Here is an 11,942-nt window from a genome sequence, read left to right as displayed (position 1 = left end):
CTGCGGCGGGGTGCCGGGCCGAGGGGACGCCGGACGCTCCGCGCTACCCCCGGCCGCTGCTGCGGGTGCGGCGGGTGAGGGAGTCGAGGACGACGGCGGCCAGCAGCACGGCGCCGGTGATCATGTACTGGATGGCCTGGGCGGCGTGGACCATGTCCAGCCCGGTGGTGATGGACTGGATGACCAGGATGCCCAGCAGCGCCGACCAGGTCTTGCCGCGGCCGCCGAACAGGCTGGTGCCGCCGATGACGGCCGCCGCGATCGCGCTCATCAGGACGTTGCCGCCGCCGAGTTGCTTGTCGGCGGAGCCCTGCTGGGAGGCGTAGAAGAGGCCGCCGAGGCCGGCCAGGAACGCGGAGAGGACGAACACGGAGATCCGGACCCGGGCGACGTTGACGCCCGCGCGCCGGGCCGCCTCGACGCCGCCGCCGACCGCGAAGACCTGCCGGCCGTAGCGGGTGCGGCGCAGCACGAAGTCGGTGGCGAGGACGGCGCCGAGCAGCACGACCAGGGACAGCGGCAGGCCGCGGTCCTGGTTGAGCGCGTAGGCGGTGGCCAGGGTGAGGACGGCCAGGGCGCCGGCCCGGATCGCGCTGTCGGAGGCCGGCGCGGCGGTGAGGCCGGCGGCGCGGCGGCGGCGGGCGGTGTGCAGGCGGGCGGCCAGGTAGAGGACGGGGGCGAGGACCGCCAGGCCCCAGGCGTAGGCGATGTCGCCGTCGCCGAGGAAGGTGGTGTCCAGGCTCGCGACGACGCCGTCGTGGCGGTTGTTGACGGTGCCGGCGTCGCCGAGCACGTACTCCTGCAGGCCGCTCCAGGCGAGCATCCCGGCGAGGGTGACCACGAAGGCGGGCACCCCGACGCGGGCGAAGAACAGGCCGTGCAGCAGCCCCATGACGCAGGCCGCGCCGAGGGCGGCGGCGATGGCGAGCCACTCGTTCCAGCCCTGGCGCACGGCGAGCACCGCCGCGATCGCGGCGCTCGCGCCGGCCACCGAGCCGAGGGAGAGGTCGATCTCGCCGAGGATCAGCACGAACACGACGCCGACCGCGATCAGGCCGGGGCCGGCGATGAAGCGGGTGATGTTGGTGAGGTTGTCGGCCTGCAGGAAGTGGTGGGTGACGGACTGGAAGACGATCGCGATGACGACCAGGCCGACGACGACCGGCAGCGAGCCGAGCTCGCCGGAGCCCAGGCGGCGCCGGGCGGCCCGCGCGAGTCCCGCCCAGCCCTGCGCGGGCGGATGGAGCCGCGGATCGGCGGGCGAGGGGGTGGCGGGTGCGTCGGGGGTGCTCATACGGCCTCGGCCTCCTCGGCCTGCTCGGTGCGGCGGGCCCGGCGGCGGGCGTGGGCGTTGTCGGTGGCGCCGGTGATCGCGGCGACGATCTGCTCCTGGGTGGTGCCGGCCACCGGGAAGACCCCGTTGTTGCGGCCCAGGCGCAGCACGGCGACGGTGTCGGCCACCGCCCGTACGTCGGCCATGTTGTGGCTGACCAGCACGACCGCCAGGCCGCGCTCGCGCAGCCGCTCCACCAGGTCCAGGACCTGGGCGGTCTGCTCGACGCCGAGGGCCGCGGTGGGCTCGTCCAGCACCACCAGGGCCGGCTCGCCGACCAGGGCGCGGGCGATGGCCACCACCTGGCGCTGCCCGCCGGACAGCGCGGCCACCGGGGCGCGCACGTCGGGGATGCGGATGGCGAGGGTGTCCAGGAGGCGGCGGGCGTGCTGCTCCATGGCGACCTCGTCGAGCAGGGCGGGGCCGAGCAGGGCGCGGCGGCGCTTCTCGCGGCCGAGGAAGAGGTTGGCGATGACGTCGAGGTTGTCGCAGAGCGCGAGGTCCTGGTAGACGGTCGCGATGCCGAGGGCGGCGGCGTCCTGGGGGCGGGCCAGGCGGACCGGCTCGCCCTGCCAGGTGAGGGTGCCCTCGTCCACGGGGTGGACGCCGGCGATGGTCTTGACGAGGGTGGACTTGCCGGCGCCGTTGTCGCCGACGAGGGCGAGCACCTCGCCGGCGTGGACGTCGAGGTCGACGTCGGTGAGGGCCTGGACGGCACCGAAGCGCTTGGAGACCGAGCGCAGCTGCAGGACGGGTGCGCCTGTCACGGGAACCACCTTGGGGGAGGGGCTACTTGAAGACCTGGTCGAAGGATTCTGGTGCGGGGCGGGCTATTTGAGGCTGGCCGCTTTGGTCCCGGCCGCCGGGGGCCGGGCTACTTGAGCCCGGCGGCGGCGCACGCGGCGGCGTAGTCGGCGGTGCAGATGTCAGAGGCCTTGTAGGTGCCGTCGGCCAGGACGGTGGAGGCGATGGTGTCCTTGGTGACGATCTTGGCGTCCAGCAGTTTGGTCGGGATGTTCTTGGCGGTGGCGCTGTCGACGCTCGCGGTGGCGATGGTCTTCACGTCCTTGCCCTGCAGCAGGGCGACGGCCAGTTCTGCGGCGGCCTCGGCCTGCGGGCGGTAGGCCTTGTAGATGGTGTACGCCTGGTCGCCGGCCACGATGCGCTGGATGGCGTCCAGGGAGGCGTCCTGGCCGCCGACGGGGACCTTGATGCCGGCGCCCTTGAGCTGGGTGATGATGGCGGCGGCCATGCCGTCGTTGGCGGAGTAGACGGCCTGGAAGCCGTTCTTGCCGAACTCGGTGACGGCGGCGGAGATCTTCTGTCCGGCGACGACGGGGTCCCACTGCCCGGACTGCTCGTAGACGACCTTCTTGACCTTGCCGTCGAGGACCTTGTGCGCGCCGGTCTTGAAGTCCGCGGCGTTCGGGTCGGCCTCGTCGCCGTCGATCATGACGATGTCGGCGTCGGCGGCCTGCGCGCCGAGCGCGTCCAGCAGGGCCCGGCCCTGGAGTTCGCCGACCTTCTCGTTGTCGAAGGAGGTGTACGCGGCGATCGGGCCGGCGGCCAGGCGGTCGTAGGCGATGACCTTGACGCCCTTGGCGGCGGCCTCCTGGACCCAGTCCTGGGTGGACTTGGCGTTGTACGGGTCCAGGACGATCACCTTGACGCCCTGGGCGAGCAGGGTGTCGAACTGCTGCTTCTGCTTGGCGGCGCTGCCCTCGGCGTTGTTGTACAGCACCTTGCACTGCGCGCACAGGGCCTTGACCTTGGCCTCGATGTACGGGCGGTCGAAGGACTCGTAGCGCACGGAGGAGGCGTTCTCGGGCAGCAGCAGGCCGATGGCGTTCGGGTCGCCGGCGGCGGAGGAGGAGTCGCTCTTGGCGCCGGCGGCCTTGCCGCAGGCGGCGGTCATGGACAGGGTCAGGACGAGGCCCACGGCGGAGACGAGGGCGCGGCGCAGTGCGGCGTTCATCGGATACCTCTCCCTGGGGGTCGCCACGGCTTCGCGGCGGGGTGGGGGGAGTTAAACCTGGGCGCGTACATGACGTCAATAAGTAAAACCAGACTGCCGGGAATCCACCACTACTCGTTATGTTCGTGAACACGCCTCAGGGGGCGCGACGCGCGACAGCGGCAGTGCCCGCCGTTCCCCTCGCGCGGCGGGCACTGCCTGATGGAAACTGAGTGACCGTCAGGGACGGTCGAGGGTGATCGAGTTGATCGGCCCCAGGTCGTAGTAGACGCCCTTCGGCGAGGAGAGGTCGTAGACGCAGTCGGCGCCGCCCGAACCGCGGCACAGGCGGGCGTGCGCGCCGCCGGTCTGGTTGTTGAGCACCCAGTGGTGGCCGTACTGGCCGCTCAGGTTGTGCGCGCCGTAGCTCCAGTAGACGTCGCTGGGGCTGACCGCCGGGTCCTGGTCCTGCGGGTAGACGCAGACCGCGCCCGACGGGCAGCCCGCCCAGGCCCCGTCCGCGGCACCGGCGCCGCCGGCCTCCACGGTGGTCAGGGCGGCGGCGGCCAGGGCCAGGGCGGCGACGGTACGGGTGATCCTGCGCATGGGTGGTTCTCCCTTGGCTGGTACGAGGACGGACGACCGTTGCGTCCGGTGCCCGTCAGCCTAGGAATCCGGTGCCCGCGGCGGTCCCTGACATCTGACAGGGGCGCGCCTCCTTGCCCCCCCGCCGTCGGAGTCGGAGCCGCAGTCGGAACCGGGGCCCGCCACGGAGCTACGGCAGCGGGAGCGAGGCCGCCCCGGCGACCAGCGCCGGCAGCTCCCGCATGTCCGCGAAGGTCCGGGTGCCGGGCCCCGCCAGCCACGCCTCGGGCGTCAGGCCGCCGTGGAAGCCGAGCGACCGCATCCCCGCCGCCCGCGCCGCCGCCACCCCGTACTTGCTGTCCTCGACCACCAGGCACGCCGCCGGCTCGACGCCCATCGTGGCGGCCGCGTGCAGGAACAGGTCCGGGGCGGGCTTGCCGCGCTCCACGTCCTCGGAGCTGAAGACCCGCCCGGCGAAACGCGGCAGCAGCCCGGTCCGCCCGAGCGTGGAGCGCAGCCGCGCATGGCTGCTGGAGGACGCCACGCAGTCCGCCACCCCGGCCCGCTCCAGGGCCGCCAGCGCCGCCACCACCCCCTCCACGGGGGCGAGTTCGGCGGCGAACACCTCGTCGTACAGGTGCTGGAAGCGCTTGTCCCAGCCCGGCTCCAGCGGCACGCTCGCGTGCGCCTCGATCTCGGCGGTCATGAACGCGTGCGAACGGCCCAGGAACCGCTCGACGATCTCCTCCTGCGACAGCGGCCACCCCACCTCCGCGACCACCCGTTCGTCCACCCGCACGGCCAGCCGCTCACTGTCGAGCAGCACACCGTCGCAGTCGAAGACCACCAGCTCCACGGGAAGGGACATGCCGCCACCCTACGGGGCGCCCGCGGCGGGGCGGCGGGCGTGTCCGGAGGGCGGGCGGGGAGGGCCCGGCGGGCTCAGTGCGGGTGGCCCAGGTACGGGAAGGCGGGCAGCAGGTCGGTGTGCGGGCCGATGTGGTCGCCGGGCACCTTGCCGTCGGTGAGCATCGTCAGCCGCGCCGAGGTGACGTCGTCGCTCAGCGTGCGACCGTTCGGGTAGCCGGCCGGGCGGGCGCGGTCGTAGCGCAGGATGTCCGGCAGGACGATCCGCAGCTGGGCCTCGGCCGCGTCCGTGGTGTACCCGCCGAAGTGCTGCAGCTTCGCCGTCCACGGCTCCCGGTAGTTCTCCCAGTCGTCCACCGGATCCCCGGCGTTGTACGCCTCCTTGGCGTCCTCCTCGTTGAAGTACGCCGTCAGCGACGGGTGCGCACCGCGGTCCACCGACACCAGGTGCCCGTCCTTGCGCACGCTCACCCGCGCCCACACCCCGATCTCCGGCGCCGGCCCGAACTGCGCGTCCGGCGCCTCCAGCACGATCCCGAACACGTTCTTGTCCGCGCCCCAGTCCACCCCCGTCCACTGGAAGTCCTTCACGATCCCGTCCAGGTCCGCGAAGAACGGGTCGCTGCGCAGCCCCGCGCTGACCCGGTGCGCCCCCGCCTCCACCACCGCGGGCGTGCCCGTGAAGCTCACCGGCGCGTCCGCCACCAGCACCTCGCCGACCGCCTCCAGCCCGCGCGCCCCCTCGCCGGCGGCCCGCCGCACCGTCATGGTCTGCGCCCCGTCCCGCGGCTCGGAGAAGGTGAAGCTGTACGCGAGGTCGGCCCGCCGGTCCCCGTCGGTGTCGATGTCGATCCGGTACACCGCCTGCGGGTGGAAGGCCTGCCCGCCGGACGGCGCGACCGGGTTCACGTTCATGATCAGCACCGTCCGCCCCGGCTCCGGCGCGGCGAAGGCGAACAGGTCGGTCAGGTCCAGGCGCGCGTCACCCTCGGGTGAGCGCAGGTTCGGTCCGCTGAGGTGGTGCGACAAGACGGCCTCCGAGGTCGGGCGGGCTGCGCGGGGACACCCCCCGACCCCCTCGGCCATTGCTAGCACGCCCGCCCGCCCCCGGCCCGCCCCGCTGCGCCACCCGGGCGGGCGCGGGCGCGGCCCGGTGGCGGCGGGCGGGGCGTCAGCTCGCGGGCAGCCGCGCGGTGAAGGGGTCCGCCCCGGTCCTGGCGTCCGGGGCGCCGTAGCCGAAGAGCCAGGTGGTGCCGTCCGGGCCGGTGGTGAACACGCCCGGTTGGGTGAAGGCGAACGGGGCGGGGGCCACCGCCCAGGAGGACCCGGTCCACCGCTGGACGGGGGAGTCTCCGCTGTAGCCCACGCCCCAGACCTCCGTGCCGCGCAGGGACAGCCCGAGGAAGTAGTGCGGGTCGGTGGCCGGCGGCGTGCGGGTGCCGTTCCAGGCGGTGCCGTCCCAGCGGGTGGCGAAGGCGTTCCGGAGGCCGGACTGGCTGTACCGGCCGGTGCCGCCGGCCAGCCACACCTCGGAGGGGCCCGCGACCAGCAGGTCGAGCACCCGCACGTCGAGGTTCGGGTACGACGGCGCGGCCACCTGGGACCAGGCGCTGCCGTCCCAGTGCACGACGAACGGCCGGTACAGCGCGCCGGAGGACGCCTGGTAGTCGCCGGCCGCCCAGACGTCGCCGGGCCCGGCGACCCGCACCGCGGTGAGCTGGGAGGTGCCGGGCGGCAGCGGGAGGGCGGCGCCCTCCCAGGACGAGCCGTTCCACCGCGCGGCGGCAGCGGACGAGCCGGCCCGGCCCACCGCCCAGACGGCGCTCCCGGCCCCGGCCACGGCGAAGCCGGAGAACGCGCCGCCGGCGGTGCCGGGCACCGTGCTCCGGCTCCAGCCCTGCCCGTCCCAGTGGACGGCCAGTCCGCTGTCGCCCACGGCCCACACGTCGGCCGGGCCGGCCGCGGTGGCGGCGTACAGCCGGCCGCTGGCCCCGGTGACCGCGCCCTCGACCTCCGTCCACCGGGCTCCGTCCCAGCTCCACACCGCGGGCACGTCGTACGGGACCGGCCCCCAGAAGGCGACCTGGTACCCGACGGCGAAGCCGGCCGCGGCGCCGGTCATCGCCAGGCCGCTGACGCCGAAGTCGTTCCGCAGCGGGAACGGCGTCACCTGCCACTGCGGCGTCGCCTGTTCCCGCGGTGCCGACCGCTCCCGGGCGGTGGCCGCCGCCGCCCCGGTGGGCGCCGCCGCGCCCCACGCGAGGGCGGGAACGGCGGCCGCGGCGGTCCGCAGCACGGACCTGCGGCTGATGCTCATGCCTCGTCTCCTCTTCCTGTCCCGTCGTCCTGTCCCGGCCGTGCGCTCTCGCCGGCTCACCGGCCATGCTGTCCGGGCGCGCTGACACCGTGCTGACCGACCGACCGGCCCGCGCCGTCCGGACGCCGGGGGTCACGCCCGCAGGCGGCCCGCCTCGTGGACCAGCGGCGGCGCCACCGCGTCCGCGGCGCGCTCGAACAGGGCGCCGCTGCGGCTGCCGGCCGCGGTGCGCACCCAACGCCAGCCCCGTGCGCGGTAGTAGGCGTGCAGGGCGGCGTTGTCGCTCCACACGTTCGCCCGCAGCAGGGCGGCGCCCGCCCGCGCGGCCCGCCAGGAGGCCCAGTCGCCCAGGCGGGTGCCGATGCCGTGCCCGGCGTACCGGCGGTCCACCGTGAAGGAGCTCACGTAGCGGGCCGGGCGGGCGAGTTCCTCGCCGGTCCACAGCCGGGGGCTGCCGGTGGGGCGCAGCGTGAGGGTGGCGACGGCCTCGCCGTGCGGCGACAGCGCGGCGACCACGGTCAGGCCGAGGGCGATCAGCGCCAGGCCGCGCTGGGCGTCGTACGGGTCCGACCACTGGGCCGAGCCGTGCTCCAGGGCGATCCACGCGGCGGCCTCCGCGCGCAGGGCGGCCAGCCGGGGCAGGTCGGCGGGCACCGCGGTGCGGACGTACAGCGGGTCGGACCGCGGGTCGGGGCGCGGGTTCACCACGGCGCGCGGGGGGCGGCGGCGGAGGGACCCGCGGAGGCGGAGGGGACGGCGGCGGGGCCGGAGGGCCCGGGGAGGCCGTACGGTTCGAGGGGTTCGAGGACGAAGCCCGCGCGCAGCGCGTCCAGCAGCTTGCGTCCTGGCGCGGTGAGCGCGGTGCCGTCGGGGGTGGTCAGCGGATGCCGGGCGACGATCCGGGCGAGTGGCACCCCCGGGTGCAACACCATGCCGGGGGAGGGGAGTTGCAGCAGCACGCAGTCGTCGGGCCCGCACTCCAGCAGGCCGAACCCGGCACCGCAGTACCGCAGCCGCCCGTCCTTGAGCCGGTGCAGGCCGCCGGCGGGCGCCGCCGCCACCCGCACCGGGGCGCCGGTGTGCCGCACCACCAGCTGCACGGCGCCCGCCGCGTCCGTACGCGGCTCGCCGCCGGTGGCGTGGCCGTAGAGCTCCAGCACGTGCCGCAGCGCGGACGGCAGCGCGCGCTCCGCCAGTTCCAGCTCGCCCAGCAGCCAGGTCGAGCCCTGCATGCGGCAGTTGAGCTCCAGCAGCAGCGGACGCTCGCCGTCCAGGACGAAGTCGGCGCCGAACAGGCCCCGGTAGCCGAGCGCGGCCAGCGCCTCGCCGACGCGCCGCGCCGCGGCGGCGGCCCGGGCCAGGGCGAGCGGCGCCAGCAGGGCGGGAGCCGCGAAGTCGCAGCCGGAGTAGGCGCCGAAGGGCGCGCCGACACCCTCGATACGGGTCAGCTGGACGGACGGGCGCAGCACCCGCACCGTGCTGTCCGCCGACACCAGCACGTGCACGTTGAGCGCGACGCCCTCGACGTAGCCGCTCACCAGCCAGGGCCCGCCGCCGACTTGGCGGATCGACTGCAGGTCCGCCTCGTCGACGACCAGGTGGGTGCCCTTGCCGCTGGAGCCCACCGGCGTCTGCACCACGTAGGGGGAGCCGAAGCGGCGGCGCAGCTCCCGGTGGTCGAGCGCCGGGACCACCGCGTCCGCCGGGGTCGCGGCCCCCACCGACCGCAGCCACGCGCGCTGCGCCCGCTTGTCGCTCAGCATCGGCAGGGCCACGAGCGAGGGCGGCTCCAGCAGGCGGGTGCCGAGCGCGCCGAGTGCCGTGCGCCACTCGGGTTTCATCGCCGAGTAGGGCAGCAGCGCCAGCTCCCGGCCCCGCCAGCCGCCACCCGCCGCGCCCGCGCCCCCGTCCGCGCCCCCGTCCTCGTCGAAGGTGCCGGCGAGCGCGCGGAGCACCGTGTGGACCCCGGCCCCCGCCGGGGTGTGGTCGCGCACCCCCCGCTCCGGTTCCAGCGCGTGGAAGGAGGCCCCGAACTCGCCCGCCCAGCCCGTGTCCGGGCCCTCCACGCTCACCACCGCGGACAGGCAGCCGGTGCGCAGCAGCGGCAGCACGTTCAGGGGACGGGCACAGCACGACAGTCCGGGCAGGGCCCGCAGCCGGGCCACCGCTTCGTCACAGGATGTGATCACCCACGCGATTATGGAGAGCCCGGGACGGCGCTCGCCGCCACCGCACGCCCCGCCCCGCCCCGCACGAGGCACGCCCCGCCCCCACCCTCACCCGAACGAAGGAGCCCCCCGTGTTGACGGCCCGTCGGGCCCGCTGTCGGCACCCGGCAGTACCGTGCACGAATGAACAGCAGCACCGCCCCCGACCCGAACCGCCCCGCCGAACGCCCCGCCGAACACGCCGCCACCCGCACCGCCGCACCCACCTGGCGGGTCACCGAGACCGCCGGCCTGGAGACCTCCTGGATCGACCTCGGCCCCACCTCCCTGACCGCCCACGGCCGCGCCGCCGCCGCAGAGCCCGCCCTGTACTGGCTCGACTACCGGCTCGACACCGGCGACGGCTTCACCACCCGCCGCATGCACGTCACCGCCCGCACCCCCGACACCACCCGCACCCTCGACCTGCGCCGCGACGAGACCACCGGCCGCTGGACCGTCGACGGCACCCCCCGACCCGACCTCGACGGCGCCCTCGACTGCGACCTCGGCCTGTCCCCGCTCACCAACACCCCGCCCGTGCTGCGCCACGCCCTCCACCTGGGCCCGGGCGAGCACCACTTCCTGATGGCCTGGATCCGCGTGCCCGAGCTGGTCGTCGTGCCCTCCCGCCAGACCTACACCCACCTGCGCCGCCACGAGGACGGCCGCGCCACCGTCCGCTACGCCTCCGGCGACTACCGGGCGGACCTGCTGCTGGACGCGGACGGCCTGGTCGCCGAGTACCCGGGCCTGGCCCACCGCATCGCCTGACGGGCCCGGGCCCCGGGGCCTGAGGCCGGGGGTGTTCAGACCGCGGTGCGCCCGCCGTCCACCGGCAGGAGGGCGCCGTGGACGAAGCCCGCCGCGTCGCCGGCCAGGAAGACGACCGCGGCGGCGATCTCCTCGGCCTCGGCGGGCCGGCCCGCCGGCGCCTCGGCCGCCATGTCGCTGAGGCCCTCGCCCATGACCGCCGTGCCCTCGGTACGGGTGGGCCCCGCGCCGACGGCGTTGACCCGCACGCCGCGCGGCCCGTACTCGGCGGCCCAGGTGCGGGTCAGCAGGTTGACCGCCGCCTTGCTGGAGCCGTACAGGGACGTGTCCGGCGCGCCGTGCGAGGCGGCCTGGGTGCTGATGTTGACGATCGCCCCGGCGCCGCGCGCGGCCATCGCCGGGGCCAGCTCGGCCACCAGGAAGTAGGGCGCCCGCACGTTGAGCGCGTAGACGGCGTCGAACTCCTCCTCGGTCGTCCCCTCGGTCGGCCCGAACGGGTAGACGCCGGCATTGTTGACCAGGATGTCCACCCGGCCGCCGCCCAGCGCGGTGGCCGTCCGGGCGAGGCGCCGCACCGCGGCGACGTCGCGCAGCTCGGCGGCGACGAAGTCGGCCCTGCCGCCGCCCGCCCGGATCGCGGCCACCACCGCCTCGCCGCGCGCCGCGTCGCGGCCCGCGACCAGCACGTGCGCGCCCTGCTCGGCCAGCGCGGTCGCGGTGGCCGCGCCGATGCCGCTCGTCGCGCCGGTCACCAGCGCGACCCTGCCCGCGAGGGAGGAGGAGATCATGACCACGGCCCTTCGGAGAACGGGGTGCTTCGCAGCGGGGGCGGGCGCGCGCTCGGCGCCCGCCCCTCCAGCGAACCACGCCCGGCCGCGCGGCGCCCCGTCGTCCAGGCGGCGCGGTACGGGCGGACGCACCCGCCGCCGCACGGGAGCCCGCCCGCCGTCCGGGTGCCCCGGCCCCGGATTCCCCGGCCCCGGGGCTCAGGTGCCGTAGGCGCGCGGGAAGACGTCCACCGCCTCGGCGGCGACCTCCCGCACGTCCGCGTCCGGCCGGTGCTCCAGCGGCCCGGTCAGCGGGGCGAGGAGGTGCCCGGCGGCGGCGCGGTCGGGGTCGGGGTCGCGGGGGTGGGCCGGGGCGGGCCGTTCCGACCATCCCCGTGAAGGCCTCACGCGTACGAGTGAACGAGCTGGACCGGACGCCTTTCGACCACGTACAACTGCGCCCACAGGGCCTCCCGTTGAGCGATCCGCCACCCTCCGGCCCTGCCGCCCCACGCACCCCGAGGAGGGCCCGATGGCCGCCGAGATCACCTACGAGGAACTCGCCACCCTGGTCAGGACCCGCGCCGGCGTCCAGGTCACCGCCGAGGAACTCGCCGAACCGGGCCGCATGTTCCTCGACCTCGGCGTCGACTCGCTCGGCGTGCTGGGCGTCCTCGCCGACGTGGAGAACCGTTACGGCGTCTCCGTCGACAGCGCGGAGCTGCTCGGGCGTCCCGTCGCCGAGTTCCTCAAGGACGTCAACGCCCAGGTGGCGTCCGGCTCCTGAACGACCCGGAGCGGGAAGCCGGCCCGGCCGTCCGGGTACCGGCCCGTACGACTCGACCGCCTCGGCGGCGCCCGGTGTCGTGATCATGGAGAACGGCAGCAACTTCCAGCAGGTCCGGGACCCGCAGGGCGGCCAGTGCTACCCCGGCCTCGGCGCCGACACCGCCATCGCCAACCGGACCGGCGGCACCATCCTGCTCTTCCCCGACGGCAACTGTCAGACGAGAATCCTCAACCCCCTGGGGCCGGGCGAGTTCCGGCCGGACGAGAACGTCGGCAGCTTCCTGGCCCTGGACTGACCTCGCGTCACCCCCGTCCGTCCGCCCGCCCTCCGGCCCGAACACCGGAGGGC

General features: G+C 75.5%; 14 protein-coding genes. 3 read left to right on the top strand and 11 right to left on the bottom strand.

Translation table 11 applies throughout. The annotated features are described in order from the left end of the window. Window positions 1-43: 43 nt before the first annotated feature. The 9 genes from ACFU7Z_RS25650 to ACFU7Z_RS25610 all read right to left on the bottom strand — a co-directional run bounded on the left by ACFU7Z_RS25650 (window position 44) and on the right by ACFU7Z_RS25610 (window position 9,245). Window positions 44-1,294, bottom strand: a complete 1,251-nt coding sequence (locus ACFU7Z_RS25650; RefSeq protein ID WP_380779913.1) for a sugar ABC transporter permease — start codon at window positions 1,292-1,294, stop codon at window positions 44-46. Then, a complete protein-coding gene (locus tag ACFU7Z_RS25645) occupies window positions 1,291-2,100 on the bottom strand; it encodes an ATP-binding cassette domain-containing protein (RefSeq protein ID WP_049653670.1) in 810 nt (269 codons plus the stop codon). Before ACFU7Z_RS25645 ends, ACFU7Z_RS25650 begins: the two co-directional genes overlap by 4 nt. Window positions 2,101-2,207: 107 nt before the next feature. Next, the gene (locus ACFU7Z_RS25640) at window positions 2,208-3,308 is read right to left on the bottom strand and encodes a substrate-binding domain-containing protein (protein ID WP_049653672.1); all 1,101 of its coding nucleotides are present in this window, start codon (window positions 3,306-3,308) and stop codon (window positions 2,208-2,210) included. A gap of 219 nt (window positions 3,309-3,527) precedes the next feature. Beyond that, entirely contained in the window at window positions 3,528-3,893 is a 366-nt protein-coding gene (locus ACFU7Z_RS25635; protein WP_074001125.1) for a hypothetical protein, read from the bottom strand. Window positions 3,894-4,062: 169 nt separating this feature from the next. Continuing rightward, window positions 4,063-4,740: an HAD family phosphatase gene (locus ACFU7Z_RS25630; RefSeq protein WP_049653676.1), complete on the bottom strand. Its 678-nt coding sequence runs from the start codon at window positions 4,738-4,740 to the stop codon at window positions 4,063-4,065. A gap of 74 nt (window positions 4,741-4,814) precedes the next feature. Beyond that, on the bottom strand, window positions 4,815-5,768 hold the full coding sequence (locus ACFU7Z_RS25625; protein WP_380779910.1) for a DUF4331 family protein: 954 nt from the start codon (window positions 5,766-5,768) through the stop codon (window positions 4,815-4,817). A 142-nt stretch (window positions 5,769-5,910) separates the two neighbouring features. Beyond that, complete coding sequence (locus ACFU7Z_RS25620; RefSeq protein WP_074001123.1) at window positions 5,911-7,056, bottom strand: hypothetical protein; 1,146 nt, start codon at window positions 7,054-7,056, stop codon at window positions 5,911-5,913. Window positions 7,057-7,188: 132 nt separating this feature from the next. Next, the gene (locus ACFU7Z_RS25615; protein ID WP_380779908.1) at window positions 7,189-7,764 is read right to left on the bottom strand and encodes a GNAT family N-acetyltransferase; all 576 of its coding nucleotides are present in this window, start codon (window positions 7,762-7,764) and stop codon (window positions 7,189-7,191) included. Next, window positions 7,758-9,245: an ATP-grasp domain-containing protein gene (locus tag ACFU7Z_RS25610; RefSeq protein ID WP_380779906.1), complete on the bottom strand. Its 1,488-nt coding sequence runs from the start codon at window positions 9,243-9,245 to the stop codon at window positions 7,758-7,760. Before ACFU7Z_RS25610 ends, ACFU7Z_RS25615 begins: the two co-directional genes overlap by 7 nt. Window positions 9,246-9,407: 162 nt before the next feature. Between ACFU7Z_RS25610 and ACFU7Z_RS25605 the strand changes: the two genes are divergently transcribed. After that, window positions 9,408-10,037, top strand: coding sequence for a putative glycolipid-binding domain-containing protein (locus ACFU7Z_RS25605; RefSeq protein WP_380779904.1), 630 nt, complete (start codon window positions 9,408-9,410; stop codon window positions 10,035-10,037). Between the two features lie 35 nt (window positions 10,038-10,072). Here ACFU7Z_RS25605 and ACFU7Z_RS25600 read toward each other — a convergent pair whose 3' ends face one another. Next, window positions 10,073-10,825 (bottom strand): SDR family NAD(P)-dependent oxidoreductase, encoded by a 753-nt coding sequence (locus tag ACFU7Z_RS25600; RefSeq protein ID WP_380779902.1) that lies wholly within the window; start codon window positions 10,823-10,825, stop codon window positions 10,073-10,075. A 198-nt stretch (window positions 10,826-11,023) separates the two neighbouring features. Beyond that, entirely contained in the window at window positions 11,024-11,212 is a 189-nt protein-coding gene (locus tag ACFU7Z_RS25595) for a hypothetical protein (RefSeq protein WP_380779900.1), read from the bottom strand. 124 nt (window positions 11,213-11,336) lie between these two features. On the opposite strand from ACFU7Z_RS25595, the gene ACFU7Z_RS25590 reads away from it, so the two are divergent. Together ACFU7Z_RS25590 and ACFU7Z_RS25585 are read left to right on the top strand one after the other, a co-directional pair. Next, window positions 11,337-11,591 (top strand): acyl carrier protein, encoded by a 255-nt coding sequence (locus ACFU7Z_RS25590; protein WP_049661285.1) that lies wholly within the window; start codon window positions 11,337-11,339, stop codon window positions 11,589-11,591. A gap of 85 nt (window positions 11,592-11,676) precedes the next feature. Next, a complete protein-coding gene (locus tag ACFU7Z_RS25585) occupies window positions 11,677-11,889 on the top strand; it encodes a hypothetical protein (RefSeq protein WP_380779898.1) in 213 nt (70 codons plus the stop codon). Window positions 11,890-11,942 lie beyond the last annotated feature (53 nt).

The sequence above is a fragment of the Kitasatospora sp. NPDC057518 genome (assembly GCF_042802075.1).
In the GTDB taxonomy this organism is placed as follows: Bacteria; Actinomycetota; Actinomycetes; order Streptomycetales; family Streptomycetaceae; genus Kitasatospora.
This window is presented reverse-complemented; position numbering and strand designations above follow the sequence as displayed.

Bases quoted from the DNA above. Each gene is read 5' to 3' on its own strand.
- ACFU7Z_RS25650 (WP_380779913.1), bottom strand. From the start codon at position 1,294: ATGAGCACCCCCGACGCACCCGCCACCCCCTCGCCCGCCGATCCGCGG.
- ACFU7Z_RS25640 (WP_049653672.1), bottom strand. From the start codon at position 3,308: ATGAACGCCGCACTGCGCCGCGCCCTCGTCTCCGCCGTGGGCCTCGTC.
- ACFU7Z_RS25635 (WP_074001125.1), bottom strand. From the start codon at position 3,893: ATGCGCAGGATCACCCGTACCGTCGCCGCCCTGGCCCTGGCCGCCGCC.
- ACFU7Z_RS25630 (WP_049653676.1), bottom strand. From the start codon at position 4,740: ATGTCCCTTCCCGTGGAGCTGGTGGTCTTCGACTGCGACGGTGTGCTG.
- ACFU7Z_RS25620 (WP_074001123.1), bottom strand. From the start codon at position 7,056: ATGAGCATCAGCCGCAGGTCCGTGCTGCGGACCGCCGCGGCCGCCGTT.
- ACFU7Z_RS25605 (WP_380779904.1), top strand. From the start codon at position 9,408: ATGAACAGCAGCACCGCCCCCGACCCGAACCGCCCCGCCGAACGCCCC.
- ACFU7Z_RS25600 (WP_380779902.1), bottom strand. From the start codon at position 10,825: ATGATCTCCTCCTCCCTCGCGGGCAGGGTCGCGCTGGTGACCGGCGCG.
- ACFU7Z_RS25590 (WP_049661285.1), top strand. From the start codon at position 11,337: ATGGCCGCCGAGATCACCTACGAGGAACTCGCCACCCTGGTCAGGACC.
- ACFU7Z_RS25585 (WP_380779898.1), top strand. From the start codon at position 11,677: ATGGAGAACGGCAGCAACTTCCAGCAGGTCCGGGACCCGCAGGGCGGC.